The organism is Ramlibacter sp. AN1015, assembly GCF_037726105.1.
GTDB lineage: Bacteria > Pseudomonadota > Gammaproteobacteria > Burkholderiales > Burkholderiaceae_C > Ramlibacter.
The window spans coordinates 201,906-228,681 of sequence record NZ_JBBJUM010000002.1 but is presented as its reverse complement, the minus strand read 5'-3'; the positions used below and the strand labels follow the sequence as shown (position 1 = coordinate 228,681).

The 26,776-nt window shown below is 70.7% G+C and carries 18 protein-coding genes; 16 read left to right on the top strand and 2 right to left on the bottom strand.

Features of this window, described 5'->3' with window-relative positions; translation table 11 throughout:
• The first annotated feature begins 12 nt into the window (after positions 1 to 12).
• Genes apbC through WG922_RS03785 form a run of 8 tightly spaced genes read left to right on the top strand, consistent with a single transcriptional unit; the run spans position 13 to position 10,923 of the window.
• Complete coding sequence (apbC, locus tag WG922_RS03820; RefSeq protein WP_340280804.1) at positions 13 to 1,101, top strand: iron-sulfur cluster carrier protein ApbC; 1,089 nt, start codon at positions 13 to 15, stop codon at positions 1,099 to 1,101.
• Positions 1,102 to 2,781: an NADH-ubiquinone oxidoreductase-F iron-sulfur binding region domain-containing protein gene (locus WG922_RS03815; protein WP_340280803.1), complete on the top strand. Its 1,680-nt coding sequence runs from the start codon at positions 1,102 to 1,104 to the stop codon at positions 2,779 to 2,781.
• On the top strand, positions 2,768 to 5,665 hold the full coding sequence (gene fdhF, locus WG922_RS03810; RefSeq protein ID WP_340280801.1) for a formate dehydrogenase subunit alpha: 2,898 nt from the start codon (positions 2,768 to 2,770) through the stop codon (positions 5,663 to 5,665). The genes WG922_RS03815 and fdhF overlap by 14 nt, the downstream gene beginning before the upstream one ends.
• Entirely contained in the window at positions 5,662 to 6,285 is a 624-nt protein-coding gene (locus WG922_RS03805; RefSeq protein WP_340280799.1) for a DUF3305 domain-containing protein, read from the top strand. The genes fdhF and WG922_RS03805 overlap by 4 nt, the downstream gene beginning before the upstream one ends.
• Positions 6,278 to 7,033, top strand: a complete 756-nt coding sequence (locus WG922_RS03800; RefSeq protein WP_340280797.1) for a DUF3306 domain-containing protein — start codon at positions 6,278 to 6,280, stop codon at positions 7,031 to 7,033. Before WG922_RS03805 ends, WG922_RS03800 begins: the two co-directional genes overlap by 8 nt.
• The gene (locus WG922_RS03795; RefSeq protein ID WP_340280795.1) at positions 6,960 to 9,047 is read left to right on the top strand and encodes a 4Fe-4S binding protein; all 2,088 of its coding nucleotides are present in this window, start codon (positions 6,960 to 6,962) and stop codon (positions 9,045 to 9,047) included. Before WG922_RS03800 ends, WG922_RS03795 begins: the two co-directional genes overlap by 74 nt.
• On the top strand, positions 9,044 to 9,661 hold the full coding sequence (locus WG922_RS03790; protein ID WP_340280793.1) for a TorD/DmsD family molecular chaperone: 618 nt from the start codon (positions 9,044 to 9,046) through the stop codon (positions 9,659 to 9,661). The genes WG922_RS03795 and WG922_RS03790 overlap by 4 nt, the downstream gene beginning before the upstream one ends.
• Before the next feature lie 8 nt (positions 9,662 to 9,669).
• On the top strand, positions 9,670 to 10,923 hold the full coding sequence (locus tag WG922_RS03785) for an MFS transporter (protein WP_445322787.1): 1,254 nt from the start codon (positions 9,670 to 9,672) through the stop codon (positions 10,921 to 10,923).
• 28 nt (positions 10,924 to 10,951) lie between these two features.
• Here the strand turns inward: WG922_RS03785 and WG922_RS03780 are convergent, their stop codons facing one another.
• Together WG922_RS03780 and WG922_RS03775 are read right to left on the bottom strand one after the other, a co-directional pair.
• On the bottom strand, positions 10,952 to 12,943 hold the full coding sequence (locus WG922_RS03780) for a cache domain-containing protein (protein WP_340280791.1): 1,992 nt from the start codon (positions 12,941 to 12,943) through the stop codon (positions 10,952 to 10,954).
• Positions 12,940 to 14,349: a sigma-54-dependent transcriptional regulator gene (locus tag WG922_RS03775; protein ID WP_340280789.1), complete on the bottom strand. Its 1,410-nt coding sequence runs from the start codon at positions 14,347 to 14,349 to the stop codon at positions 12,940 to 12,942. Before WG922_RS03775 ends, WG922_RS03780 begins: the two co-directional genes overlap by 4 nt.
• A 317-nt stretch (positions 14,350 to 14,666) precedes the next feature.
• On the opposite strand from WG922_RS03775, the gene WG922_RS03770 reads away from it, so the two are divergent.
• From WG922_RS03770 to WG922_RS03735, 8 genes are all read left to right on the top strand, one after another.
• Positions 14,667 to 14,873: a formate dehydrogenase gene (locus WG922_RS03770; RefSeq protein ID WP_340280787.1), complete on the top strand. Its 207-nt coding sequence runs from the start codon at positions 14,667 to 14,669 to the stop codon at positions 14,871 to 14,873.
• A 19-nt stretch (positions 14,874 to 14,892) separates the two neighbouring features.
• Entirely contained in the window at positions 14,893 to 17,868 is a 2,976-nt protein-coding gene (locus tag WG922_RS03765; protein ID WP_340280786.1) for a formate dehydrogenase subunit alpha, read from the top strand.
• Between the two features lie 10 nt (positions 17,869 to 17,878).
• Positions 17,879 to 18,493 (top strand): formate dehydrogenase FDH3 subunit beta, encoded by a 615-nt coding sequence (gene fdh3B / locus WG922_RS03760; RefSeq protein WP_340280784.1) that lies wholly within the window; start codon positions 17,879 to 17,881, stop codon positions 18,491 to 18,493.
• Positions 18,490 to 18,720: a hypothetical protein gene (locus WG922_RS03755; protein ID WP_340280782.1), complete on the top strand. Its 231-nt coding sequence runs from the start codon at positions 18,490 to 18,492 to the stop codon at positions 18,718 to 18,720. The genes fdh3B and WG922_RS03755 overlap by 4 nt, the downstream gene beginning before the upstream one ends.
• Positions 18,701 to 19,930, top strand: a complete 1,230-nt coding sequence (locus tag WG922_RS03750; RefSeq protein ID WP_340280780.1) for a formate dehydrogenase subunit gamma — start codon at positions 18,701 to 18,703, stop codon at positions 19,928 to 19,930. Before WG922_RS03755 ends, WG922_RS03750 begins: the two co-directional genes overlap by 20 nt.
• Positions 19,931 to 19,946: 16 nt before the next feature.
• Positions 19,947 to 20,426, top strand: a complete 480-nt coding sequence (locus WG922_RS03745; RefSeq protein WP_340280779.1) for a hypothetical protein — start codon at positions 19,947 to 19,949, stop codon at positions 20,424 to 20,426.
• A 315-nt stretch (positions 20,427 to 20,741) separates the two neighbouring features.
• Complete coding sequence (locus WG922_RS03740) at positions 20,742 to 21,620, top strand: formate dehydrogenase accessory sulfurtransferase FdhD (protein WP_340280778.1); 879 nt, start codon at positions 20,742 to 20,744, stop codon at positions 21,618 to 21,620.
• Between the two features lie 560 nt (positions 21,621 to 22,180).
• On the top strand, positions 22,181 to 26,767 hold the full coding sequence (locus WG922_RS03735; protein WP_340280776.1) for a MupA/Atu3671 family FMN-dependent luciferase-like monooxygenase: 4,587 nt from the start codon (positions 22,181 to 22,183) through the stop codon (positions 26,765 to 26,767).
• The last annotated feature ends 9 nt before the right edge of the window (positions 26,768 to 26,776 follow it).

The window sequence follows — 26,776 nt, the reverse complement described above, 5'->3', positions numbered from 1 at the left end:
TTGCACCACACCATGGCCACTCCCGACCAGCTGCTCGCCGCCCTCTCGACCGTCACCGACCCCAACACCGGCAAGGACTTCGTCTCCACCAAGTCGCTGAAGAACCTCAAGGTCGAAGGCGGCGATGTCTCCTTCGACGTCGAACTCGGCTATCCCGCCCGCAGCCAGCTGCCGGCCCTGCGCAACGCGCTCACGGCCGCGGCGCGCAGCGTGCCCGGTGTCGCCAAGGTGGCGATCCAGATCAGCACGCGTGTCACGGCGCACGCGGTGCAGCGCGGCGTGCAGCTGCTGCCGGGCGTCAAGAACATCATCGCCGTCGCCTCGGGCAAGGGAGGGGTCGGCAAGAGCACCACGGCGGCCAACCTCGCGCTGGCGCTGGCGGCCGAGGGGGCTTCGGTCGGCCTGCTCGACGCCGACATCTACGGCCCCAGCCAGCCCATGATGATGGGCATCGAGGGCCGCCCGGAGAGCTCGGACGGCAAGACCATGGACCCGCTCGAGAACTACGGCGTGCAGGTCATGTCGATCGGCTTCCTGATCAACCCCGACGAAGCCATGATCTGGCGCGGCCCCATGGCAACCCAGGCGCTCGAGCAGCTGCTGCGCCAGACCAATTGGCGCGAACTCGACTACCTGCTGGTCGATCTGCCGCCCGGTACCGGGGACATCCAGCTCACGCTGTCGCAGCGCGTGCCCATGACCGGCGCGGTGATCGTCACGACGCCGCAGGACATCGCCCTGCTCGACGCGCGCAAGGGCGTCGCCATGTTCGAGAAGGTGGGCGTTCCCATCCTCGGGCTGGTCGAGAACATGGCGCAGCACGTGTGCAGCAACTGCGGCCACATCGAGCACATCTTCGGCGAGGGGGGCGGGCGGCGCTACGCCGCCGAGCGCGGCATCGAATACCTCGGGGCGCTGCCGCTGGACATGCAGATCCGCCTGCAGGCCGATGGCGGCAAGCCCACCGTGGTGGCCGATCCGGACGGCGCCGTGGCCGGCGTCTACAAGGACGTGGCGCGCAAGGTGGCGGTGAAAGTGGCTGCCAAGGCCAAGGACTTCTCCGCCAAGTTCCCCACCATCACGGTCTCCAAGGACACCTGAATGCAGCACGCGACCGTTCGCCTGCACCGCGGCGACCGGGGCGACCGCACCGGCCGTCTCAAGGGCCGTGCGGTCGATGATCTCGCGCTGGCCGAGGTGCGCGCCCTGGTCGGGCCCGGGCCGCACCGGCGCGACCTGCTGATCGAACACCTGCACCTGCTGAACGACCGCTGGAACGGGCTGCACGAGCGCCACCTGGCGGCGCTCGCGCGCGAGATGAACCTGCCGATGGCGGAAGTCTTCGAGGTCGCGAGCTTCTATCACCACTTCGACATCCTGCGTGGCGACGCGCAGGGCGCGGCGTGCACGGTGCGCGTCTGCGATGGCCTGCCCTGCGAGATGGCGGGCGCGCGCGACCTGCTGGAGCGCTTGCCCGCCCTGCTCGGGCCCGGCGTGCGGGTGCTGCCCGCGCCGTGCATCGGGCGCTGCGAGCAGGCGCCCGCGGCGCTGGTCGGCCAGCGTGCGGTGCCAAGGGCCACAACCGACACGATCGCCGCCGCCTTGCACGGCACGGTGGCCGAGCCGCCGCCGGCCCTGCGCTACGCCGCCTACCGCGCGCAGGGCGGATACCGTCTGGCGACCGCGGTGGCGCGCGGAGAGCGCCATCACGACGACGTGCTGGCGGCCCTCGACCACGCCGGTCTGCGCGGCCTGGGCGGCGCGGGCTTTCCGTCGGGCCGCAAGTGGCGCATCGTGCGCGAGCAGCCGGCCCCGCGCCTGCTGGCCGTGAACATCGACGAGGGCGAGCCCGGTACCTTCAAGGACCGCCACTACCTCGAGCGCGACCCGCACCGTTTCCTGGAGGGCATGCTGGTGGCCGCGAGCGTCGCCGGCTGCGAGGCCGTCTACATCTACCTGCGGGACGAATACCACGACGCCCGCGCGCTGCTGCAGGCCGAGATCGCCGCGCTGCAGGCCGACGCGCCCTTTCCGCTGCCGGCGATCTACCTGCGCCGAGGCGCGGGCGCCTACATCTGCGGCGAGGAGTCGGCCATGATCGAAAGCATCGAGGGCAAGCGCGGCGAGCCGCGCCTGCGGCCGCCCTACATCGCGCAGGTCGGCCTGTTCGGCCGTCCGACGCTCGAACACAATTTCGAGACGCTCTACTGGGTGCGCGAGCTGCTCGAGCGCGGACCCGGGTGGTTCGCGGACCAGGGCCGCCACGGGCGCAGCGGCCTGCGCAGCTTCAGCGTCAGCGGCCGCGTGCGCGAGCCGGGCGTCAAGCTGGCGCCGGCCGGCATCACCCTGCGCGAGCTGATCGACGAATACTGCGGCGGCATGGCCGATGGGCACACGCTCTACGGCTACCTGCCGGGCGGCGCCTCCGGCGGCATCCTGCCGGCGCGGCTGGCCGACGTGCCGCTCGACTTCGACACCCTCCAGCCGCACGGCTGCTTCATCGGCTCGGCCGCGGTCATCGTGCTGAGCCAGCACGACCGCGCCCGCGATGCGGCGCTGAACGTCATGCGATTTTTCGCGCACGAGAGCTGCGGCCAGTGCACGCCCTGCCGCGTCGGCACCGCCAAGGCGGCCGTGCTCATGGAGGCGCCCACCTGGGACGGCGCCACGCTCGACGACCTGGCGGCGGTTATGGCCGACGCATCGATCTGCGGCCTCGGCCAGGCCGCGCCCAACCCGATCCGCTGCGTGCAGCAGTATTTCCCCGATGAAATCTCCTGACCTGCCCCTCGTCGCCTTCCGCCTCGACGGCCAGGACATGCAGGCCGTGCAGGGAGAGACCATCCTGCAGGCGGCGCGCCGCGCCGGAGTGGACATTCCGCACCTGTGCTGGAGCGAGGGCTTGCGCCCCGACGGCAACTGCCGCGCCTGCGTGGTCGAGGTCGCCGGCGAGCGGGTGCTGGCGCCGAGCTGCTGCCGTGCTGTCACGGCCGGCATGGACGTGCGGGCGCGCAGCGAGCGGGCCCTGCGCAGCCAGCGCATGGTGCTGGAACTGCTGCTGGCCGACATGCCGGAGCGCGGCTACAAGTGGAACGACGCAGCGGGGCAGGGCGGCTCGGGGAGTGCGCTTGTCGATACCGACACGATTGCTGGCGGGTCCCCCGCCGCCCCTGCGGACGCTGCGACTGCCGTGCCCGCCGCAGACGCCGCCACGGGCCAGCACGGCGAGCTGAGCGCCTGGGCGGCACGGCTTTCCGTGCAGCCACGGCCGGCGCTGCGCGCGCTGGAGCGCCCGCAACCGGCGCCCGACTTCTCGCATCCGGCGATGGCGGTGCAGCTCGACGCCTGCATCCAGTGCACCCGCTGCGTGCGCGCCTGCCGTGAAGAGCAGGTCAACGACGTCATCGGCTTCGCCGGTCGCGGCGCCGACAGCCGCATCGTGTTCGACCTGGAAGACGTGATGGGCGAGAGCACCTGCGTGGCCTGCGGCGAGTGCGTGCAGGCCTGCCCCACCGGGGCGCTGGCGCCCAAGACCCTGGTCGGCTCGCAGCAGGTCGATCGCGAGGTGGCTTCGGTGTGCCCGTTCTGCGGGGTCGGCTGCCAGCTCACGTACAAGGTGCGCGGCGAAACGATCGTTGCCGTCGAAGGCCGCGACGGCCCGGCCAACCACGGGCGCCTGTGCGTCAAGGGGCGCTTCGGATTCGACTACGCCCACCACCCGCACCGGCTCACGACGCCCCTGATCCGCAAGCCCGGCGTGCCGAAGGACGCTGAGGTGCTGCGCGATCCGGCGCGCTGGAGCGAGGTCTTCCGCGAAGCGAGCTGGGACGAGGCGCTCGACTTTGCCGCGGGCCGCCTGAAGCAGCTGCGCGAGACGCACGGCCCCAAGTCGCTGGCCGGCTTCGGCTCGGCCAAGGGCACCAACGAAGAGGCCTACCTGTTCCAGAAGCTGGTGCGCACCGGCTTCGGCAGCAACAACGTCGATCACTGCACCCGGCTGTGCCACGCCTCCAGCGTCGCGGCGCTGCTCGAGGGCGTGGGTTCGGGCGCGGTGAGCAACCCGGTGGCCGACGTCGCCGACGCCGAACTCGTCCTCGTCATCGGCTCCAACCCCACCTCCAACCACCCGGTGGCCGCCACCTGGATGAAGAACGCGGCGCGGCGCGGTACGAAGATCGTGCTGGCCGACCCGCGCGTGACCGACATCGGCCGCCACGCCTGGCGCACGCTGCAGTTCCGCGCCGACACCGACGTCGCCCTGCTCAACGCGATGATCCACACCGTCATCGCCGAAGGCCTGGCCGACGAGGCGTTCATCGCAGCGCGCGCGAGCAACTTCGAGGCGCTGAAGGAGGCCGTCGCCGGCTTCAGCCCCGAAGCGATGGAGGCGGTGTGCGGTGTGCCGGCGGCCACCATCCGCGAGGTGGCGCGCGCCTTCGCCACGGCGCGCTCGGCCATGATCCTCTGGGGCATGGGCGTGAGCCAGCACGTGCACGGCACCGACAACGCGCGCTGCCTGATCGCGCTGTGCGCCGTGGCGGGCCAGATCGGCAAGCCCGGCAGTGGCCTGCATCCGCTGCGCGGGCAGAACAACGTGCAGGGGGCGAGCGACGCCGGCCTCATTCCGATGATGCTGCCCAACTACCAGCGGGTGGACGATGCGCGTGCACACGCCTGGTTCGAGTCCTTCTGGGGCACGCGCCTGGACCCGACGCCGGGCTACACGGTGGTCGAGATCATGGACAAGGCGCTCGCGCCCGAGGGCGATCCGCACAAGGTGCGCGGCATGTACATCGCCGGCGAGAACCCCGCCATGAGCGACCCCGACCTGCACCATGCCCGCGCCGCGCTGGCGGCGCTGGAGCACCTGGTGGTGCAAGACATCTTCATGACCGAGACCGCCTGGCTGGCCGACGTGGTGCTGCCGGCGACGGCCTGGCCCGAGAAGACCGGCACGGTCACCAACACCGACCGCATCGTGCAGCTCGGGCGCAAGGCCGTCGAGCCGCCCGGCGACGCGCGGCCGGACCTGTGGCTCGTGCAGCAGATGGCCGCCCGCCTCGGCCTCGACTGGCGGTACGAAGGGGCCGACGCCGGCGTCGCCGCCGTCTACGAGGAGATGCGCCAGGCCATGCAGGGCGCCATCGGCGGCATCCGCTGGGAGCGGCTGGAGCGCGAAGGCAGCGTGACCTATCCCTGCCTGTCGGAGGACGACCCCGGTCAGCCCATCGTCTTCACGGAGCGCTTTCCCACGCCGGACGGGCGGCTGCGGCTGGTGCCGGCGCAGCTGGTCCCGGCCAACGAGCGGCCCGACGCCGAATTCCCGCTGGTGCTGATCACCGGCCGGCAGCTGGAGCATTGGCACACCGGCAGCATGACGCGGCGCTCGGCCGTGCTCGATGCCATCGAGCCGGTGGCCACCGCATCGGTCAACGGCGCCGAGCTGGCGCGCCTCGGCCTTGCGCCCGGGCAGATGGTGTCGCTGCAGTCGCGCCGCGGCGCCGTGCAGTGCCGGCTGCGCCGCGACGACGGCACGCCCGACGGCGCGGTGTTCATGCCCTTTGCCTATGCCGAGGCCGCGGCCAATCTGCTGACCAATGCCGCGCTCGATCCGTTCGGGAAAATTCCCGAGTTCAAGTACTGCGCCGTGAGGATTTCCCCATGACCGAACGTCCCAGCCTCCAGGTTGCGGTGGTGATGCGCCGCGAGAAGATCGACAACCGCTGGCAACCCTGGCGCTGGGTGCTGGACGAGGTGGTTCCGCACGAGGACGCCTGGGGGAGCGAGGCGCGCCTGCTGCGCAAGGACGACACGCAGGAACGCTGGCTGCACCCGGGCTTCACCGTGCAGCTGTTTCGCGACGACGCCGAAGGCTACTACCTCAACGTGACCACCGAGGCGCCCTGCTGGTTCGTGCTGTGGCGCATGGACGAAGAGGCCAGCCTGGCCGACGAGCCGATCGCGCGGCCGGTGATGGTGAGCCTGAGCTACCACGATGCCGGGCGCTGGCTGGATGCGCAGGAGACGGTCGAGAACGTTCCGGCGCCCCCGCCGGTGGTGCAATGGCTGCGCGCCTTCACCGATGCGCACTACGTGCCCGAGCCCAAGCGCCGCAAGCGGCCGGAGAGCTTCCGGCCGCTGCAGGACCGCTTCGGCAACCCGGCCAGCATCAGCACGGACAAGGTTCGCGGCGGCGGCGGCATGGGTGCCGGTGCAGGATCGGACTCGGGGTCCAGCGCGGGTGCGAGCCGCGGCAGCACGGATACGGGAGGCGATCATGGCTGATGGCTTCCTGGGGCGCTGGTCACGCCGCAAGCTGGACATTCGCGAGGGCAAGCCGGTGGAAGCGGATCCACCCGCCGCGCCCGCCGCTGCCGATCCGCCCGCTGGCATGCCGGCGCCCGTCGCCTTCACGCCCGACGAAGCGCGCCTGGTGCGCCGCGGCGACCCGGAGGGCGCGGGCGGCGCCGACGCAGCGCAGGAGCCGGCAAGTTCTGCTTCGACCGAGCGCCCGCTGCCGCCCAGCCTGGACGACGTGCAGGCGCTGACCGCCGACTCCGACTTCCGCCGCTTCGTTGCGTCCGACGTGTCGCCCGAGGTGAAGAACGCCGCGGTGAAGAAGCTGTTCGCCGACCCGCACTTCAACGTGATGGACGGGCTGGACGTCTATATCGACGACTATTCCAAGCCCGACCCGATGCCCGAGTCGATGCTGCGCCAGCTGGCCAGCGCCGAGTTCCTCGGCCTCTTCCGCGAGAAAGAGGAGGCCGCCGAAGCCGCGCCTGCCGCTGCGAGGGATGCTGCGGATAACCCTGCGCTGCAATCCGTGGCACAGTCGCAGCCGCCTGCCGGCGACGACCCGCGGGACCGGTCGCCGAACACCACCGCGACCGGGCCGACCGGACCCGACGAAACCGCGCCCGAGGGCGGCGGCCCCGCCCCCGAATATCCGAGCCACCATGCCGACCCTGATCTGCGACTGCAACAAGACCATGCCCCTGGACCCGAAGGCCCTGGGCAAGGCACTCGATGAGGAGCTGACGCTCCACTCCACCCTGTGCCGGCGCGAAGCCGGCGCCTTCCAGCAGGCGCTGCGCGCCGGCGGGGACCTGGTGGTGGCCTGCACCCAGGAGCAGCGCCTGTTCGGCGAACTGGCCGAGCAGACCGAAGGTGCCGCCTGGGCGCCGCTGCGTTTCGTCAACATCCGCGAGACCGGCGGCTGGAGCCGCGACGCGGCTGCGGCCATGCCCAAGCTGGCGGCGCTGATCGACCAGGCGCGCCAGCCCGAGCCGGAGCCGGTCACCACCGTCACCTACCGCAGCGAGGGCCGCCTGCTCGTGATCGGGCCGCTGGACGAGGCCGAGAAGCTCGCCGCCAGCGTCGGCGACGTGCTGCAGGTCACCGTCTTCGCCCAGGGCGGCAGCGGCGGGCAGGAGCGGCGTTGGCCGGTGCTGGCCGGGCGCATCGATTCCCTGGGCGGCTGGCTCGGCGCATTCGAGCTCGCCTGGACCCAGGAAAACCCCATCGACCTCGACCTGTGCACGCGCTGCAACGCCTGCATCGAAGCCTGCCCCGAGGGCGCGATCGGCTTCGACTACCAGGTCAAGCTCGAGGCCTGCACCGGCCACCGCGCCTGCGTGAAGGCCTGCGACGCCGCGGGCGCCATCGACTTCACCCGCGATCCGCGCAGCGAGCGCCAGTCCTTCGATCTGGTGCTCGACCTGCGGGCCCAGCCGGCCTTTGTGCGCCACGCGCTGCCCCAGGGCTACCTGCACCTGCCCGAGGGCACCGCGCCGCAGGCGCGGCTGGAGGCCGTGCTGCGGCTGCGCGAGCTGGTCGGCGAGTTCGAGAAGCCCAAGTTCTTCAGCTACAAGCAGAAGCTGTGCGCCCACAGCCGCAACGAGACCGTCGGCTGCCGCGCCTGCATCGACATCTGCTCGGCCGAGGCGATCTCCTCGGACAAGTCGCGCCAGCAGATCAAGGTCAATCCCAACCTGTGCGTCGGCTGCGGCGCCTGCACCACCGTCTGCCCCAGCGGTGCGCTGACCTACGCCACCCCGCGACCGCAGGAGCAGGGCGCGCGCCTGCGTGCGCTGCTGAACACCTACAGCCGCGCCGGCGGCCGCGCGCCCGTGTTGCTGCTGCACAGTCAGGAAGCCGGCCGGCGCCTGGTCGAAGAGCTCGGTCGGGCCGCGCGCATCGATCGCGCCCACGGCGTTCCGGCTAATGTGCTGCCCTTCGGGCTGTGGCACGTGGCCAGCACGGGCATCGAGCTGTGGCTGGCGGCCGTGGCCGGGGGCGCGCGACACATCGCCGTGCTGGCCACCGGCGAAGAGGCGCCCGGCTATCTGCTCGCGCTGGAGCGCCAGATGGAGATGGCGCAGGCGGTGCTCACCGGCCTGGGCTATGGCGGCACGCACTTCAGCCTGCTGCGCTGTGCGCAGCCGAGCGAGCTCGACCAGGCCCTGCAGCTGGCGATCCGCCGCCTCGGCGAGGTGCCGGCGTCCGTGGCCCGCTTCGCGATCACCGGCGACAAGCGCCCGGCGCTGGAGATGGCGCTGGACCACCTGGTCGAGCACGCCGCGGCGCGTCCCGACGCCATTGCACTGCCGACGGGCGCGCTTCTCGGCACCATCGCGGTCGACAAGGACAAGTGCACGCTCTGCATGAGCTGCGTGGGTGCCTGCCCGGCCAGCGCGCTGCAGGACAACCCGCAGATGCCGCAGCTCAAGTTCATCGAGCGCAACTGCGTCCAGTGCGGCCTGTGCGCCAGCACCTGCCCCGAAGACGCCATCACCCTCGAGCCGCGCCTGCTGCTCACGCCCGAGCGCCGCCAGCCGCGCGTGCTCAACGAGACCCAGCCCTACGGCTGCGTGCGTTGTGGCAAGCCCTTCGGCACGCTGCGCGCCATCGAATCCATGCTGGGCAAGCTGGCAGGTCACGCCATGTTCCAGGGCGCCGCGCTGGAGCGGCTCAAGATGTGCGGCGACTGCCGCGTCATCGACATCTACGCGGGCGACAACGAAGTCAAGATCACCGACCTATGAGCGAGACCTTTACCCCCACCTCGGCGCTGGACGAGGAAACCGCACGCGCCGACGTCTACGGCCTGTTCGCCCAGCTGTTCTACGCGGCGCCCGGCGAGGAGTTGCTCTCGGCGCTGCAGGTGGCACCCACCGAGGCTGCGGCGCAAGGCGGCTTCCTGGAGGAGCCGTGGCGCCATTTCGTGGGCACCTGCCGCGGTCTGAGCGCCACCGAGGTCGCCGCCGAATACGACGCGCTCTTCGGCGGCGTCGGGCGGCCCGAGGTCTACCTCTACGGTTCGCACTACCTCTCGGGGTTTCTCAACGAGCGGCCGCTCGCGCGGCTGCGCGAGGATCTGGCGGCCCTCGGCCTCACGCGCGACGACAGCATGTCCGAGACCGAGGACCACTTCGCGTACGTGTGCGAGGTCATGCGCTACCTGATCGCCGGTGACGACGTCGCCGTGGCCAACCTCACCCGCCAGCGCGAGTTCTTCACCACCCACCTGCAGCCGTGGGGCGCGGCCCTGTGCGAGGCGCTGCAGGCGCATCCGCGCGCACGCTTCTACCGCAGCCTCGGGGCCTTCACGCAGGCCTTCCTGGACGTGGAGCAGCAGGGCTTCGACCTGCTGGCCTGAGCGGCGCCGTGCGCGCCACTCCCGACGCCAGCGCCCCCGCGCCCGACACAGGCGCGAGCGCCGCGGCGTCGCGCCGCCTGTGGGTGATGCTGCTGGCCTTCACGGCGGGTTTTGCCATGAGCCAGGCCTTTCGCACCGTGGCGGCCATCCTCGCGCCGCCGCTGCAGCGCGACTTCGGCCTCACGCCCGGCGAGCTCGGCCTGTTCGCGGGTGCGTTCCATTTTTCATTCGGGGCCCTGCAGCTGTTCATGGGGCTGGGCATCGATGTCTGGGGCACGCGCCGCACGATGCTGGCGGTGTTTCCGCTGGCCATCGTGGGCGCGCTGCTCGCGTCGGTGGCGCAGGGGTTCGGCGGTCTGGTGGCCGGGCAGGTGCTGATCGGCATCGGCTGCGCGCCGGCCTTCGTGGTGTGCACCGTCTTCGTGGCAACGCGCTATCCGGCCGAGCGCTTCGCCGCCCTCTCGGGCCTGGTCATGGGGCTGGGTGGGGCGGGGCTGCTGCTCACGGGAACGCCGCTGGCCTGGGTGGTCGAGCAGTGGTCCTGGCGCACCGGATTCCAGGCGCTGGCCGTCGGCGCGGCGCTGGCCTGGCTGGCCGTGCTGCTGCTGGTGCGCGAGGCGCCCGAGCCACCGGGCGGCCGCACTCGCCCGGGCGTGCTGGCCGCGCTGCGGGGCTACGGAGCGCTGTTCACGCTGGCGCACACCTGGGGCATCGTGGCGCTGGCCCTGGTCACCTATGCCGCCTTCCTCGCGCTGCGCGGCCTGTGGCTGGGGCCGCTGCTGGTGGACCGCCACGGCTTCGGGCTGGTGGCCAGCGGGCACGTGGCGCTCGCGGTGTCGGTGGTGGGCATGTTCGGGCCGCCCCTGTTCGGCCGCATCGACCCCGGTGAGCGGCTTCGCAGGCGCTGGATCGCGATCGGCACGCTCTCGGTCGCGGCGATGTATGCGGTGCTCGCGTTCAGCCGCAGCGCCGCCATCGACGTGGGCCTGAGCGTGGTCATGAGCCTGGTGGCAGGCTACATCATCCTGCAGTACGCCGACGTGAAATCGGCCTACCCCGCGCACATGACCGGGCGGGCGATGGCGGTCTTCACCATGGCGATGTTCCTGGGGGTCGCGTTCGTGCAGTGGCTCACCGGCCTCGCGGCGTCGGTGGCGACCGCGCAGGGCTGGGATCCCTACGCCTGGGTGTTCGGACTGGTCACGCTGCTGCTGCTGGCGGGAACCTGGGCCTTCGTCGCGCTGCCCGCGCCGCGGCGCTGAGGCAGGGCTCGCACACAGCGCACGGCGATCAGGAGGCGGCCAGCGCCGCATCGACGCGAGAGGCTTCAGGCTCCGTGAGCAGCGTCACGCGGAAGGCGGCGCCGCCGCCCGGCGCATCGGCCGCCTCGATGCTGCCGCCGTAGCGCTCGACCAGGCTGGTGCAGATCCACAGGCCCAGTCCATTGCCGTCCTCGCGCGTGGTGAAGAAGGGCCGGAACAGCCGCTCCACCGCACCGGCGGGCAGCCCGGGCCCGGTGTCGCGCACCTCCAGTTCCACGCCGGCGCCTTGGTCGCGGGTGCTCAGCGTGAGGCGGCCACCGTCCGCCATCGCCTGGATCGCATTGATGATGAGATTGAGCAGCACCTGCTGCAGCTCCTGGCGGTTGAAGCCGGCGCGACGGGTGGCGGCGTAGCGCTTTTCCACCACGACACCGGAGCGCGCGAGCAGGTGCCCCACCAGCACCAGGGACTCGTCCATGACGCGGTTCACGTCCAGCGGCTCGGTGTAGCCCGCGTACTCGGTGGGCCGCGCGTACTGCAGCAGCTGCGCGACGATCAGGCGCATGCGGTCGATCTGGTCGTCAAGCAGCTTGAGCTCGGCCGCCACCGGTGCGGCCGCGGGGCCGAGGGTCTCGCGCATCAGGTCGAGGTTGCCCTGGATTACCGCGATGGGGTTGTTGATCTCGTGCGCCATGCTGGCGGTCAGCTGGCCGATGGCGGCGAGCTTTTCCGACTTCACCAGCTGGCGCTGCGCTTCCACGAGCGACGCGTTGCTGGCCGCCAGCTCGCGGGTGCGCTCGGCCACCTTCAGGTCCAGCTCGTCGGCCCACCGCTGCAGCCGTTCGGTCTTGTCGGCCACCACGTCCAGCAGGTGGTCCAGGTGCTGCGCCAGCGCGCCGATTTCGTCGCGCGCGGCCACCGGGCCGACGCGCGCGCCCGCGTCGCCCTCTTCGACCCGGCGGATGGTGCGGTCCATCTGCTCGACCGGCTGGAAGATGCCGCGCGCCAGCCGCAGCGAGAACATCGCCGCGAGCGCCATGACGGCCAGGAACAGCACGCCGATACCCGCCAGCATCGCCCACTTCACCAGCCGGAAAGGCTGCTCCAGGAAGCCGACATACAGCATGCCCACGCGCCGTCCCTGCCCGTCCAGCAGGGGCTCGTAGGCCGAGACGTACCAGTCGTTCACCACGAAGGCGCTGTCCAGCCAGGTGCTGCCGCGGCCCAGCACGGCGTCGCGCACCGCCTGCGACACCCGCGTGCCCACCGCACGGCGGTCCTGGAACAGTCGCACGTTGGTGGTGACGCGCACGTCGTCCAGGAACAGGGTGGCCGTGCCCTGGCTGCCGAAGGGGAGGGCGCCCTCGGGATAGACGATGCGGTTGATGTGGTCGATGAAGGGCAGGTTCTGGTTCAGGAGCACCCCGCCGCGCAGCACGGCGATCGTCTCGCCCGCGTCGCCGCGCACCGGCACGGAGGCGAGCACGGTCAGGGCGCGGTCTTCCACCGTGCGCTCGGTGGGCGTGGCGTTGCGCGTGGGCACCAGCGGCACCGCCACCCGGCTCGCGAGGTGCGGCGCCAGCTGCGCAAAACGATCGCCGTCGAGCAGTTCGAGCCGCGCCGCGCGGCCGGCGGAAATCGCGCCGGCGCCGGCGGCGGCAGCCTCCTGCGGCTTCACCAGCACGAGGAAATCGAGGCCGAGGGCTTCGCGCTGGCGCGCCAGCAGAGCCTGCAGCTGCGCCGCATCGCGCTGCGCCAGCGCCCGGTGCAGCGCATGCGACTGCGCCACCGATTCGGTGCCGCCGCCGACCTCGGCCACCACCTGGTCGAAATAGCCGTGCGCCACCGCGAGATCGCTGCGCACCTTGGTGATCAGCAGCCGATCGTAGGCCTGGTCGCCCCAGACGGCGAGGGCGCCCACCAGCAGCGGCAAGGCCCCGAGCAGCGGCAGCAGCGCCATCGCCAGCAGCTTGTTGCGCACCGACTGCGCGAGCCAGGGCCAGCGCGGCGCGAAGTTCATGGCAGTGCCCACTCGGCGACCCGGCGCTCCAGCGTGCGGCGCGAGATGCCGAGCAGCTGTGCGGCGCGGGTCTTGTCGCCCTGCACCGAGTCGAGCACCGACAGGATGTGCTGCTTCTCCAGGGTGTGCAGGTCGGTGGGCTGGCCGGCGGCGGAGGTCAGGCGCGCGGCCGGCGGCTGCGCGTACAGCGCCGACACGTTCAGCGCGCCCAGGATCAGCGAGCGCTCGATGAGGTTGCGCAGCTCCCGCACGTTGCCCGGCCAGTCGTAGCGCATCAGGAAGCTGCGCTCGGTCTCGGTCAGCACCAGAGGATCGGCGCCCAGGGCCGGCGCGAGCTGCGCCGTGAAGTGCGCCGCCAGCTCGGGGATGTCTTCCTTGTGCTCGCGCAGGGGCGGCAGCGTGAGCTCCAGTACCTGCAGCCGGTAGTACAGGTCCTTGCGGAAGCGTCCGGCGGCCACTTCGCCGGCAAGCTGGCGGTTGGTGGCGGCCACGATGCGCACGTTCACCGGCACCAGCCGCTCGCTGCCCACGGGGCGGATCTTCAGGTCCTCGAGCGCCCGCAGCAGCGTGGCCTGCAGCGCCAGCGGCAGCTCGGCCACCTCGTCCAGGAAGAGGGTGCCGCCCTGGGCGTAGTGGAACAGCCCGTCGCGTGCGCGCGTCGCGCCGGTGAACGCGCCCTTGGCATGCCCGAACAGCTCGCTCTCGATCAGCTCGGGCGACATCGAGGCGCAGTTCACCGGCACGAAAGGTCCCTGCGCGCGTGCGCTGAGGGCGTGCAGCGCCCGCGCCACCAATTCCTTGCCCGTGCCCGATTCACCCTGCAGCAGCACGGTGCTGTGCACGGCGGCCGCGCGGCGCACCGCCTGCCACAGCTGCTCCATCGCGCCCGACGAGCCGACCAGCCCGCCGCGCTGGATGCCTTCGGCCGACTGGCTGCGGCGCAGGATGTAGTTCTCGCGCGTGAGGCGTGAACGCTCCCAGCAGTGGCGCACCGCGGTGAGGATCTGCGGCATGCGGAACGGCTTGAGGATGAAGTCGGAGGCACCGGCGCGCAGCGCCTCGATGGCGGTGTCGAGGTCGGCGAAGGCGGTGATCAGGATGACGTCGCCGGTGAAGCCGTGCTCGCGCAGCTCCTTCAGCCAGGCGACGCCGTTCTTCCCCGGCAGCGAGATGTCCAGGATGATCAGGTCGATGTGGTGGGCCCGCAGCACCGCCTCGCCCTGTTCGGCGCTGCCGGCCTCCATCACCGCATGGCAACGCGGCGCCAGCGCCTTGCACAGGAAGTTGCGCATGCCCTGTTCGTCGTCGACGACCAGGATGTTCCAGAACGGCCAGCTCTCGGATGCGCGCTCGGCGCCGGCAAGCGGCCCAGCGGGGGACGGGATGGATGCGGTGGTGGTGCTCACGGGGCGGTACGACAGGGCAGCCCCGATTCTAGGAAGGGACACCCGAGCGAATTGCTCGGGTATCGCCTGCGATGCGTGGCAACCACGCGGTTCGGCACGACAAATTGTCGCGATCGATGCGACAGGATGACGCGACGCGCGCCATGTTGCAGTGCAACCTCTTCTGATGCGTGCGGTCCGGTCGCCGAACGCAGCCGTGGCACGCTTTCTGCATTGCGGATGGCTAGGGTCAATCCCGTTGTCCGCTTGACGGACGAGGGCTACATTCGCCGTGCGCTATGCAGCCTGTTGCATAGCCTGTGCATGTAGGAGACAACATGAGCAAGCCCAACCGCCAGCTCTCGCGGCGCACCCTGTTTGCCGGCGCCGGTACCGTCGGGGCCGCCGCGGCCGCCGTGAGCCTGCTGCCCGCCATCCGCGAGGAAGCCCCGCCCCCCACCGCCGAACGCCAGCCGCCCGCCCGCGGCGGTGGCTACCACCTGAGCGAACACGTTCGCCGCTATTTCAAGACCACCCTCATCTAACGTCGAACGGGGAGTCCCCATGTTGCTCACCAAGAAATCGGGCAGCGCCTCCGGCGTCGCCCGCTCGCCTTTCGTCCACAGCCTGCAGCGCGGGCTGGCACACGCCATTCCCACCGTCGATCGGCGCGGTTTCCTGCGCCGCTCGGGCCTGGGAGTCGGCGTCGGTATCGCGGCCTCCAGCCTGTTGCTGGTGAAGAAGGCGAAGGCCGCTTCCACCAGCGGCCCGGCCATCGGCAAGGGCACGATCGAGGTCAAGCGCACCGTCTGTACCCACTGCTCCGTCGGCTGCGCGGTCGATGCCGTCGTCGAGAACGGCGTCTGGGTGCGCCAGGAGCCGGTGTTCGACTCGCCCCTGAATCTGGGTGCCCACTGCGCCAAGGGCGCCGCCCTGCGCGAGCACGGCCACGGCGAATATCGCCTGCGCTATCCGATGAAGCTGGTGGACGGCAAATACCAGCGCATCTCCTGGGACCAGGCGCTCAACGAGATCAGCGCCAAGATGCTCGAGCTGCGCAAGGCGAGCGGCCCCGACTCGATCTACTGGATCGGCTCGTCCAAGCACAACAACGAACAGGCGTATTTGATGCGCAAGTTCGTGAGCCTCTGGGGCAGCAACAACTGCGACCACCAGGCGCGCATCTGCCACTCCACCACGGTTGCCGGTGTCGCCAACACCTGGGGCTACGGTGCGATGACCAACTCGTACAACGACATGCAGAACAGCAAGTGCGCGTTGTACATCGGCTCGAACGCCGCCGAGGCGCACCCGGTCTCCATGCTGCACATGCTCCATGCCAAGGAGAACGGCTGCAAGATGATCGTGGTCGATCCGCGCTTCACGCGCACGGCGGCCAAGGCCGACGAGTACGTGCGCATCCGCTCGGGCAGCGACATTCCCTTCCTGTTTGGGCTGATGCACCACATCTTCAAGAACGGCTGGGAAGACAAGAAGTACATCAACGACCGCGTCTGGGGCATGGAGAAGGTCCGCGAGGAAGTCCTGAACAAGTGGACGCCGGACAAGGTCGAGGAAGCCTGCGGGGTGCCCGAGGCGCAGATGGCCAAGGTCGCCGAAATGATGGCCAAGAACCGGCCGTCCACCATCGTCTGGTGCATGGGCCAGACCCAGCACTCGATCGGCAACGCCATGGTGCGTGCCTCGTGCCTGCTGCAGCTGTCGCTGGGCAACGTCGGCGTCGCCGGCGGCGGTGCCAACATCTTCCGCGGCCACGACAACGTGCAGGGCGCCACCGACGTCGGCCCGAACCCCGATTCGCTGCCCGGCTACTACGGCATCGCCGACGGCTCCTGGAAGCACTTCGCCACCGCCTGGGGCGTCGAATACGACTGGATCAAGGGCCGCTTCGCCAGCCCCGGCATGATGACCAAGCCGGGCATCACGGTCTCGCGCTGGATCGACGGCGTGCTCGAGAAGAACGAGAACATCGACCAGGACCCCAACCTGCGCGGCGTGGTCTTCTGGGGCCATGCGCCGAACTCCCAGACGCGCGGTCTGGAGATGAAGCAGGCCATGGACAAGCTGGACCTGCTGGTGGTGATCGATCCCTACCCCTCGGCCACCGCCGCCATGGCGGCGATGCCGGGGCGCGCCGAGGACCGCAACGCGAACCGCGCGGTCTACCTGCTGCCGGCGGCGACGCAGTTCGAGACCTCGGGCTCGGCCACCGCGTCGAACCGCTCGATCCAGTGGCGCGAGAAGGTGATCGATCCGCTGTGGGAGAGCCGCAGCGACCACATGATCATGTACCAGCTCGCCCAGAAGCTGGGCTTCGGCACGGAGCTGGTCAAGAACTTCAAGATGCAGAAGATCAAGGGCCTGGACGAGCCTCTGCCCGAGGACATCCTGCGCGAGATCAACCGCTCGGTCTGGACCATCGGCTACACCGGGCAGAGCCCGGAGCGGCTGAAGGCGCACATGAAGAACATGCACGCCTTCGACGTCAAGACGCTCAAGGCCAAGGCCGGTGTGAAGGACAAGGAAACCGGCTACGACCTCACGGGCGACTACTTCGGCCTGCCCTGGCCGGCGTTCGGCACGCCCGAGATGAAGCATCCGGGCACCCCGAACCTGTACGACCCGAGCAAGCACGTCATGGACGGCGGCGGCAACTTCCGCGCCAACTTCGGCGTGGAGCGCGACGGCCAGAGCCTGCTGGCGGAGGACGGCTCGCATTCGCTGGGCGCCGACATCACCACGGGCTACCCCGAGTTCGACCATGTGCTGCTCAAGAAGCTGGGCTGGTGGGGTGAGCTCACGCCCGAGGAGCAGAAGGCTGCCGAAGGCAAGAACTGGAAGACCGACAACTCGGGCGGCATCATCCGCGTGGCCATGAAGAACCATGGCTGCCACCCCTTCGGCAATGCCAAGGCGCGGGCGGTGGTCTGGAACTTCCCCGACCCGATCCCGCTGCACCGCGAAGCGATCTACAGCACCCGTCCGGACCTGGTGGCCAAGTACCCGTCGCACGACGACAAGAAGGCGTTCTGGCGCCTGCCCACCCTGTACAAGACCCTGCAGCAGAAGAACGTGCAGGACAAGGTGCACGAGAAGTACCCGCTGATCCTCACCTCCGGCCGCCTGGTCGAGTACGAGGGCGGCGGCGAAGAAACCCGCTCCAACCCCTGGCTGGCCGAACTGCAGCAGGAGGCGTTCGTGGAGATCAATCCGCAGGCGGCCGCGCAGCGCAACATCCGCAACGGCGATCGCGTCTGGCTGACCACCCCCACGGGTGCGCGCCTGAACGTGCAGGCCATGGTGACCGAGCGGGTCGGTCCGGACACCTGCTGGATGCCCTTCCACTTCTCGGGGCGCTGGCAGGGGCAGGACATGCTTGCCTATTACCCCAAGGGGGCCTATCCCGTGGTGCGCGGCGAAGCCGTCAACACGGCCACGACCTATGGTTATGACAGCGTGACGATGATGCAGGAAACCAAGACGACCATCTGCAACGTCGAACGCGCCACGGCTGCCTAAGGAGAGCGCAATGGCACGAATGAAATTTGTCTGCGACGCCGAGCGCTGCATCGAGTGCAACGGCTGCGTCACCGCCTGCAAGAACGAGAACGAGGTGCCCTGGGGCGTGAACCGCCGCCGCGTGGTCACGCTCAACGACGGCGTCCCCGGCGAGCGGTCGGTGTCGGTGGCGTGCATGCACTGCTCCGACGCGCCCTGCATGGCGGTGTGCCCGGTGAACTGCTTCTACCGCACCGAAGAGGGTGTGGTGCTGCACGACAAGGATGTCTGCATCGGCTGCGGCTACTGCAGCTACGCCTGCCCCTTCGGCGCCCCGCAGTTCCCCTCGGCCGGCACCTTCGGGGTGCGCGGCAAGATGGACAAGTGCACCTTCTGCGCCGGCGGTCCCGAGGACCACGGCTCGCAGGCGGAGTTCGAGAAGTACGGTCGCAACCGCCTCGCCGAGGGCAAGCTTCCGGCCTGCGCCGAGATGTGCTCGACCAAGGCGCTGCTGGCCGGCGACGGCGACATGGTCGCCGACATCTTCCGCACCCGCGTGCTGGCGCGCGGCAAGGGTGCCGAGGTCTGGGGCTGGGGCACCGCCTACGGCTCGCAACAGGCTGGCAAGCCGGGAGGCAAGTCATGATCGTTCGCATCGCCACCCTCGCAGGCGCGCTGGCGCTGCTGGCCGGCTGCTCCGAGCAGCCCCAGGACGCCAGCGGCGTCAAGAGCGACCGGCCCGTGTTTTCCGGCACGGGAGCGCCACCTCCGTTTGCGCTCACCGACTGGAAGCAGGGCGACAAGGCCAGTTGGGAACAACAGCTGCGCGTGCGCGGCCAGGGGCAGAACGAATATGTGCGCGTCAAGAACTGAACGGGCGGGCCGCGCCCTGCGCGCCCTCGGGGCCACGCTCGCGATCGCCTGTGCGGCTGGCGGCGCCTGGGCCCAGACGGTGCGACCGGCCGACGAGGTGCCTGCGGCTCCCGCTGCCCGACCGGCGGCGCCCGCCACGGGCGGCATCCAGAGCCAGAACATCTTCGACGTCAAGCCCGACGCCGACCAGCTGCCCGGCTACGCCGAGCAGAACAACGCCCAGCGCAACGCGGTGCAGCCAGGCAACAACGCGCCCATGTGGCGCGCGGTCGGTGACGGCGTGGCCGGCACCACCAGCCTGCCGCGCAGCCAGGCACCGGAAGCCGGCGTGCTGATCCAGCCCCAGGTGCAGTACCCCGGCTCGCGGCTGACCACCGCCGGCGAAGCCTGGCGGCAGGTGCGCAACAACTGGATCCTGCCGTACGGCGGCTCCCTGCTGCTGATCGTGCTGGGCGCCCTGGCCATCTTCTACTTCACCAAGGGACCGATGGGTGCCGAGAGCCAGCCGGGCACCACGCGGCGCATCGAACGCTTCACCCCGTTCGAGCGCTCGGCCCACTGGGCAAACGCCATCGCCTTCGTGTTGCTGGCGGTGTCGGGGATCATCATGGCCTTCGGCCAGTTCTTCCTGCAGCCGCTCATCGGCCTGACCCTGTTCGGCTGGCTCGCCTACGCGCTCAAGAACATCCACAACTTCGTGGGACCCTTGTTCGCGGTGTCGCTGGTGATCGTGTTCTTCACCTTCCTGCGCGACAACATGCCGCAACGGGGCGACCTGCGCTGGATGCTCAAGGCCGGCGGCGTGTTCAGCAAGCACGAAGTTCCCTCGCACCGCTTCAACGCCGGCGAAAAGGTGGTGTTCTGGGGCGGCGTGCTGCTGCTGGGCGCCATCGTGGTCGGCTCCGGGCTGGTGCTGGACATGCTCATTCCGGGCCTGCTGTACGAGCGCGGCACCATGCAGGTGGCGCACATGATCCATGCCGTCGCGGCCATGTTCATGATGGCCATGTTCCTGCTGCACATCTACATGGGTACCCTGGGCATGCGCGGTGCCTACAAGGCCATGCGCACCGGCTATGTCGATGAAGCCTGGGCACACGAGCACCACCAGTACTGGGCCGAGGACGTCGCAGCCGGCAAGATTCCGGCGCAGCGCAGCAAGCCCGCCACCGTGGCGCCCGTGGCGCCGGCCGATGTGCGTCCCGCATGATCCGATGAGATTCACGATGAAACACCTGATCGTTCCCGCACTCATCGCGCTCGCCGCGCCGCTGGCGTTCGCCAAGCTGCCGGCAGCCGCCCCCCTGGACGCCGCCGGCCAGGCCAAAGCCGAAGAAGCCAAGGCCAAGACGGCGTGGCAGGCCAAGGTCGATGCCTACCAGCTGTGCCAGGCGCAGGACCGCGCCGCCGCCAGCTACCGCAAGCACGCGAGCGGATCGCAAGCCAAGCCCTCGTCCAACGGCGCTTCCGGCGGGACGCCCGCCGCGGCGGCCAGCCCCGCCCCGCCCTCGCCCATGCCGGTGGCGGCTTCTTCCGTCACTGCTGCCGCCGCCAGTGCACCCTGCATGGACCCCGGCCCCTTCGCCTTTACGCCACCGGCGCAGAAGCCGCTGGAAAGCTCGGGGGCGCACTCGCCTGCCGGAACGGCGAGCAGCCCGCCGAGCGTGAACACGCCCGCTGCGCAGATGGAGCCAGCCAAGAAGTAGAACGGCAGCCGGCGCGGGCGAGCAGCTCGCGCTGGCAGCGAGCCCGGCAGCCGCAGCCGCGGCCTCAGCCGAAGGCGGGGGGCGGGTGCTGACCCAGAAGCCGTTGCGGGTAGGGCACCCGGTCCGCACGCAGACCCGGCGGCGACCGCGCTCCAGACGCCGACAGCCGCCGTCGGTAGCTCGGCTACGGATGCAGGGGCCATCGATGCCGGTGCCGACGCCACACCGGGCCTGCACCTGCGCCCGTCGTACCATGTACCGCAGCCCGCGTCGCGACGGGCTCCCCGGCACCCACTTCTCCTTGCCCACAGCGCCATGTCGCCTCTGCCCCGCCTGACCGAAGCCCATGCCCCCCTGGTCCGTGCGATCGAGGTGGTGGACGCGTGGGGCGAGCGTCAGGCGCTGCACATTCCCGCCGAGCGCGACCTCACGATCTACATCGACAAGCGCGAGCTCGTAACCCTGATGACCCTGGGCGCGCATCCCGAGTGGCTGGTGCTGGGCTACCTGCGCAACCAGCGGCTGGTGCGCACACCCGACGAGGTGGAGTCCGTCACCGTCGATTGGGACGTGAATGCCGCCGCGGTGCGCACCCGCAGCGGGGTCGAGCGCATCGAGGAGCGCACCGCCCGGCGCGTGGTGACCACGGGCTGCGGCCAGGGCAGCGTCTTCGGCGGGCTGATGGACGAGGTGCATGCGCTGGTGCTGCCCGAGGCCCGGCTCACGCAGGCGCAGCTCTATGCGCTCGTCAACGCGATCCGCATCCAGGAGAGCACCTACAAATCGGCCGGGTCGGTGCACGGCTGTGCGCTGTTTCGAGGCGCCGACATGCTGGTCTTCGTCGAGGATGTCGGGCGGCACAACGCCATCGACACCATCGCGGGATGGATGTGGATGGAGGGCGTCTCCACCGACGACGCCGATCCGGACCAGCCTTACGTGTTCTACACGACGGGCCGGCTGACCAGCGAGATGGTCATCAAGTCCGCGCAGATGGGCGTCGCGCTCGTGGTCTCGCGCAGCGGCATGACCCAGATGGGACACACCATCGCGCAGCAGCTCGGCCTGTGCGCCATCGGGCGAGCCACCAACCGCCACTTCTATTGCTACAGCGCCCCCGAGCGGCTGGTGCTGCAGCCTGGGCTGGCAGGGCCGCGTCCCCAGCCGCGCTCCTCCGCCGCCGGGGAAGCCTGAGCGCTTCGTCGTCGCAGCCTCGCCCAGAGGCTGGGCGCCGGGCACCGCCCCGGTCGAACGCCTGATCGCAGGCCCTGCGTCGCCAGCCGCCCCGCTTGGCAGCTGGGAATAGTTCCTCCCTGCGTCGCACGTGCTCAACGCCGCTGCGGGCCGGCAGCCGCGGCACCGTCGAGCGCATGTAGGTAAGAGCCGCTTCCTTCTGTAATCGGCCCCGTTTGGGCTGCCTCTGCAGTCCTTCGCACCCCACGGCTCGACAGTCTCGTAGCAATATGGCGTGCACGTCGGCCCGCCGCTCCCCGCGTCAGGCTCCTCGTATTTCGTATACCTGCAATGAACCGTTATTTGCGCGCCAGCAGTGGGCAAACGTCCTGTTCCAGGTCGGCGGTCTGGTATGTCCATAGCCCTTTCGGGGGTGCACCAGAGGCCCTGCGCAGGCATCCAATAGCGACGTGGGCACGCGAAAAATTCCCCAAAGAAGAGCAGCCGCAAACCATGGTTGGGCTGCGCTCGTCTGGCTGTGCCATGACCACTTCGTGATTCACATTATTGCGAGACGTTGAATGTCCAATACCTTGCGTGCAGTATTTGTCGGCGACGGCACCCTCCTCATCCGTTGCGCCGAAGCGTTCCGGCAGGAAGGCCACGAGATCGCCGGTGTGGCAAGCACCGACCCCTCCATCCTCGAGTGGGCGCGCGGCCTGGGCATCGCCACCGAGCAGGTGCAGGGCGAGCCGCAATTCGCGGGCGTCGAGTTCGACTACCTGTTCAGCGTCGCGTGGCTGCACGTGCTGCCCGAGCGGCTGCTGCGACGCGCCCGCCGGCTCGCGCTGAACTTCCACGACGGCCCGCTGCCGCGTTATGCCGGCCTCAACGTCCCCGCGTGGGCGCTCATGGCCGGAGAGACGCGCCATGCGGTGACCTGGCACGAGATGACGCCCGAGGTCGATGCCGGGCGCATCCTGCGGCAGACCGAGTTCGCATTGGCGCCGGACGAGACGGCCTTCAGCCTGAACGCGCGCTGCTACGAGGTGGGCTTCCAGTCCTTCAAGGAGGTGCTGCAGGAGCTGGCAAGCGGCACGCCTGCATTCACCGATCAGAGCGGCACGCGCGGCTACTTCGGTCGCCATGCGCGGCCGCCGGCGCTCGCGACCCTGGATTGGCTGCGCACCGGCGCCGAATTGTCGGCACTGTCACGGGGCCTCGACTTCGGCAACTACGCCAATCCGCTGGCCATGTGCAAGGCCTGGCTGGGCGAGGATCTGGTGCTGCTGGTGCGGTCCGTGCGCGCGCTCGACGCGGCTTCGCCGGCGGCGCCCGGCACGGTGCTGGAAGTCGCGGCCGACCGCGTGCGCGTCGCGGTAGCGGGTGGTGAGGTGCTGCTCGAGGGCTGCCGCTGGCCCGACGGCTCGCGCGACCTCGCGCGCATCGAAACGGGTCAGGTGCTGCCGCCGCTGGCGAGCGCGCCGCTGGCGCTGCTGCAGGAGCGCTCCACGCGGCTGGCCCGCGGTGAAGTGGCCTGGCGCCCGGCACTGGGCGCGGTGCGCGACGTGGAGCTGCCGTACCCGCAGCGGGCCGCCGCCATGGAAGCCGCGGGGGAGGGCGCCGGTGCCGCGCAGCCCCTGCGACTGCCGCTGCAGGTGCCCGAGCAGGGCGCCGCGACGCTCGCCGCTTTCGCGGCCTGGCTGTGTGCTCTGGCCGGCCAGGACGCCGTCTCGCTGCGCTATGCCGACCCGAGCCTGGTCGCGCAGGCGCAGGGCATCGAAGCCTGGGCCAGCCCGTGGGTGCCGCTGCGCCTGGCGCTGGATGCGCGCACGCCGGTACGCTCGGTGCGCGAGCAGGCCGACAGCGCGCTCGCGAAAGCGCGTGAGGCCGGCCCGATGACGGTCGATCTGCGCCTGCGTACGGCCGGTGCCGGGCCGCTCGCGCCGCTGCCGCGCCTCGGGATGGGCATCGGTGCACCGACGCCATCGACGCAGCTGCTGCTGGAACTGCGCGCTGCCGAGCCGGGTGCATCCCTCGAGCTGCACCTGGACGCTGCGGTGTTCGCCCCCGAAGTGGGCGAGCAGATGGCCCGCCACCTGCAGGCGTGGCTGGCGGCCTTCGCCGCGGCCGACGGCTGCGTCGGGGAGGTGCCGCTCATGCCGGCCGACGAGCGCGCCCGCCGCGATGCGGTGAACGACGCCACCATGGTGGCGCCACGCAGCGGCTCCGGCGTGCACGCGGTGATCGCCGAGGCGGCCGCCGTGCGGCCGGATGCCGAGGCGCTGCGCTGGCACGACGAGAGCCTCAGCAACGAGGCGCTGCAGGCCCGCGCAGCGGCGCTGGGCCAGCAGCTGCTGCAGCGCGGCGTGCGCCCGGGCGACATCGTGGGCGTGTGCCTGGACCGCAGCCCCGACCTGCTGGTGGCGGTGCTGGCGATCCTGCGGGTCGGGGCTGCCTACCTGCCGCTCGATCCGGACTACCCGCGCGACCGCCTGCGCATGATGGTGGCCGACTCCGGCACGCGGGTGGTGGTGTGCCGCGAGCCGATGGCGGCGTTGCTCGAACTGCCGGCCGGCCACGTGCTGTCGCCGGACGTGCCGGCAAGCGCGCCGGCGCACCAGCCGTGGCCGCAGGTGTCCGAAGACGCAGCCGCCTACGTCATCTACACCTCCGGCTCGACGGGCAAGCCCAAGGGCGTGGTGGTGACCCATGCCAACGTGCTGAACTTCTTCGCCGGCATGGACCAGCGCGTGCCGGGAGAGGCGGGCGCACGCTGGCTGGCGGTGACCAGCCTGTCCTTCGACATCTCGGTGCTGGAGCTGTTGTGGACGCTCTCGCGCGGCGTCACGGTGGTGCTGCATTCGGCGCCGCCCGCGCGCGCCGGCGCCTCGGCAGGGCCGGATTTCAGCCTGTTCTACTTTTCCAGCGACGAATCCGCCGCCGGCAACGACCGGTACCGCCTGCTGATGGAGGGCGCACGGTTCGCCGACGAGAACGGCTTCGCCGCCGTCTGGACACCCGAGCGCCACTTCCACGCCTTCGGCGGGCTGTATCCCAATCCCATGCTCACCAGCGCCGCCATCGCCGCGGTGACCAAGCGCATCCAGATCCGCGCCGGCAGCTGCGTGCTGCCCCTGCACCATCCGGCCCGGCTGGCCGAGGACTGGGCGCTGGTGGACAACCTCTCGCACGGCCGGGTGGGCGTGTCCTTCGCGTCGGGCTGGCAGCCCAACGACTTCGTGCTCGCACCGCACGCGTTCGCCGAGCGCAAGCAGGCGCTGCTGGACGGCATCGACACCGTGCGGCGCCTCTGGCGCGGCGAGTCGGTGGCGTTCCCGGGGCCGGACGGCAAGCCCGTGAACGTGCGCACCCTGCCGCGCCCGGTGCAGTCCGAGCTGCCGGTGTGGCTCACGGCGGCCTCCAACCCCGAGACCTTCCAGCAGGCTGGCCAGAAGGGCTGCCATGTGCTGACGCACCTGCTCGGCCAGACCGTGGAGGACGTGGCGCAGAAGATCGCGCTGTACCGCGCGGCCTGGCGAGAGGCCGGGCACCCGGGAGAAGGCCAGGTCACGGTGATGCTGCACACCTTCGTCGGGCCCGACGAAGAGGCCGTGCTCGCCACCGCCCGCGAGCCGATGAAGGCCTACTTGCGCAGCTCCGTCGATCTGATCCGCCAGGCTGCCTGGAGCTTTCCCACCTTCGTGCAGCGCGGGGCCGCGGACGGCCGCACGCCGCTGGAGGTGATGCAGCAGCAGCCGCTGTCCGACCAGGAGATGGACGCGCTGCTGGACCACGCGTTCTCGCGCTACTGGAACACCAGCGCCCTGATCGGCACGCCCGAGCGCTGCCTGACCATGGTTCGGCGGCTGCAGGACGCGGGCGTCAGCGAGATCGCCTGCCTGATCGACTTCGGCATCGACACCGACGCCGTGCTCGCGCACCTGGAGCCGCTGAAGCGGCTGATGCAGATGGCGCGCCGCCCGCGTGCCACCGGCCAGGCGCTCGGAGTGGCGGGCGAGATGCTGCGCCAGGGCATCACGCACCTGCAATGCACGCCCTCGATGGCGACCATGCTGGTGGCCGACAGGGAAGGGCGCGAGGCGCTCTCGCGACTGCAGGCGCTGCTCGTCGGAGGCGAGGCCCTGCCCCTGGCGCTGGCGCGCCAGCTGCGCGAGGCCGTGCCCGGCACGCTGCTGAACATGTACGGCCCGACCGAGACCACGGTCTGGTCCACCTGCTGCGAGCTCGCGCAGGTGGGTGACTCCGTGCCGCTGGGCGAGCCGATCGCCAACACGCGGCTGTACGTGCGCAACGCGTGGCAGCAGGAGTGCCCGGCCCTGGTGCCCGGAGAGCTGCTGATCGGCGGCCGTGGCGTCACCCGTGGCTACCTGAACCGACCCGAGCTCACGGCGGAGCGCTTTGTCGAGGATCCGCTGCACCCGGGCGAGCGCCTCTACCGCACCGGCGACCTGGTGCGCAGGCAGCCCGATGGACGCCTGGAGTTTCTCGGCCGCATCGACCACCAGGTGAAGATCCGCGGACACCGCATCGAGCTCGGCGAAATCGAGAACGCCCTGGCGCGGCAGCCGGGTGTGCGCGAAGCGGTGGTGGTGGCGCGGCAGGACGCCGCCGGAGAGGCCATCCTCGTGGGCTACGTCACCGCCGCGCCGTCCGCACCGGCGCCCGATGCCGACACCCTGCGCAAGGCGCTCTCCGAGCTGCTGCCCGAGATCATGGTGCCGCGGCTGGTGTCGGTGCGGGAGAGCTTCCCGCTCACGCCGAACGGCAAGACCGATCGCAAGGCGCTGGCGGAAGCCTCGCCCACCAGCGCCGCGGCACCGGCGGCGGCCCTGGCGGCGCCGGAGGACCCGCTGGAGCAGGGCGTCGCGGCCATCTGGAGCCAGGTGCTCGGCGTTACCGACGTCGGCCGCGACAGCAACTTCTTCGATCTGGGCGGCCATTCGCTGCTCGTGATCCAGGTGCAGCGCCGCATCAAGGAGACGCTGGGCCGTGAGATCTCCATCACCGACATGTTCCGCCTGCCCACCGTGGCGGCGATCGCGGAGCACCTGCGCGGCAACACGCGCGACAGCGCCGTCAGCGAAGGCCTGGGCCGTGCGCATGCACGGCGCGCGCTGCGCAACCGTGCGGCCCGCACCGCCTGAAGGCCGCGA

Excerpts from the sequence above, each read along its gene's own strand:
- WG922_RS03750 (WP_340280780.1), top strand. The coding sequence starts at position 18,701 with ATGTGCGCGTCAAGAACTGAACGGGCGGGCCGCGCCCTGCGCGCCCTC.
- WG922_RS03765 (WP_340280786.1), top strand. The coding sequence starts at position 14,893 with ATGTTGCTCACCAAGAAATCGGGCAGCGCCTCCGGCGTCGCCCGCTCG.
- WG922_RS03790 (WP_340280793.1), top strand. The coding sequence starts at position 9,044 with ATGAGCGAGACCTTTACCCCCACCTCGGCGCTGGACGAGGAAACCGCA.
- WG922_RS03740 (WP_340280778.1), top strand. The coding sequence starts at position 20,742 with ATGTCGCCTCTGCCCCGCCTGACCGAAGCCCATGCCCCCCTGGTCCGT.
- fdhF (WP_340280801.1), top strand. The coding sequence starts at position 2,768 with ATGAAATCTCCTGACCTGCCCCTCGTCGCCTTCCGCCTCGACGGCCAG.
- WG922_RS03795 (WP_340280795.1), top strand. The coding sequence starts at position 6,960 with ATGCCGACCCTGATCTGCGACTGCAACAAGACCATGCCCCTGGACCCG.
- WG922_RS03780 (WP_340280791.1), bottom strand. The coding sequence starts at position 12,943 with ATGAACTTCGCGCCGCGCTGGCCCTGGCTCGCGCAGTCGGTGCGCAAC.
- WG922_RS03770 (WP_340280787.1), top strand. The coding sequence starts at position 14,667 with ATGAGCAAGCCCAACCGCCAGCTCTCGCGGCGCACCCTGTTTGCCGGC.
- fdh3B (WP_340280784.1), top strand. The coding sequence starts at position 17,879 with ATGGCACGAATGAAATTTGTCTGCGACGCCGAGCGCTGCATCGAGTGC.
- WG922_RS03745 (WP_340280779.1), top strand. The coding sequence starts at position 19,947 with ATGAAACACCTGATCGTTCCCGCACTCATCGCGCTCGCCGCGCCGCTG.
- WG922_RS03800 (WP_340280797.1), top strand. The coding sequence starts at position 6,278 with ATGGCTGATGGCTTCCTGGGGCGCTGGTCACGCCGCAAGCTGGACATT.
- WG922_RS03815 (WP_340280803.1), top strand. The coding sequence starts at position 1,102 with ATGCAGCACGCGACCGTTCGCCTGCACCGCGGCGACCGGGGCGACCGC.
- WG922_RS03805 (WP_340280799.1), top strand. The coding sequence starts at position 5,662 with ATGACCGAACGTCCCAGCCTCCAGGTTGCGGTGGTGATGCGCCGCGAG.
- WG922_RS03755 (WP_340280782.1), top strand. The coding sequence starts at position 18,490 with ATGATCGTTCGCATCGCCACCCTCGCAGGCGCGCTGGCGCTGCTGGCC.
- WG922_RS03735 (WP_340280776.1), top strand. The coding sequence starts at position 22,181 with ATGTCCAATACCTTGCGTGCAGTATTTGTCGGCGACGGCACCCTCCTC.
- apbC (WP_340280804.1), top strand. The coding sequence starts at position 13 with ATGGCCACTCCCGACCAGCTGCTCGCCGCCCTCTCGACCGTCACCGAC.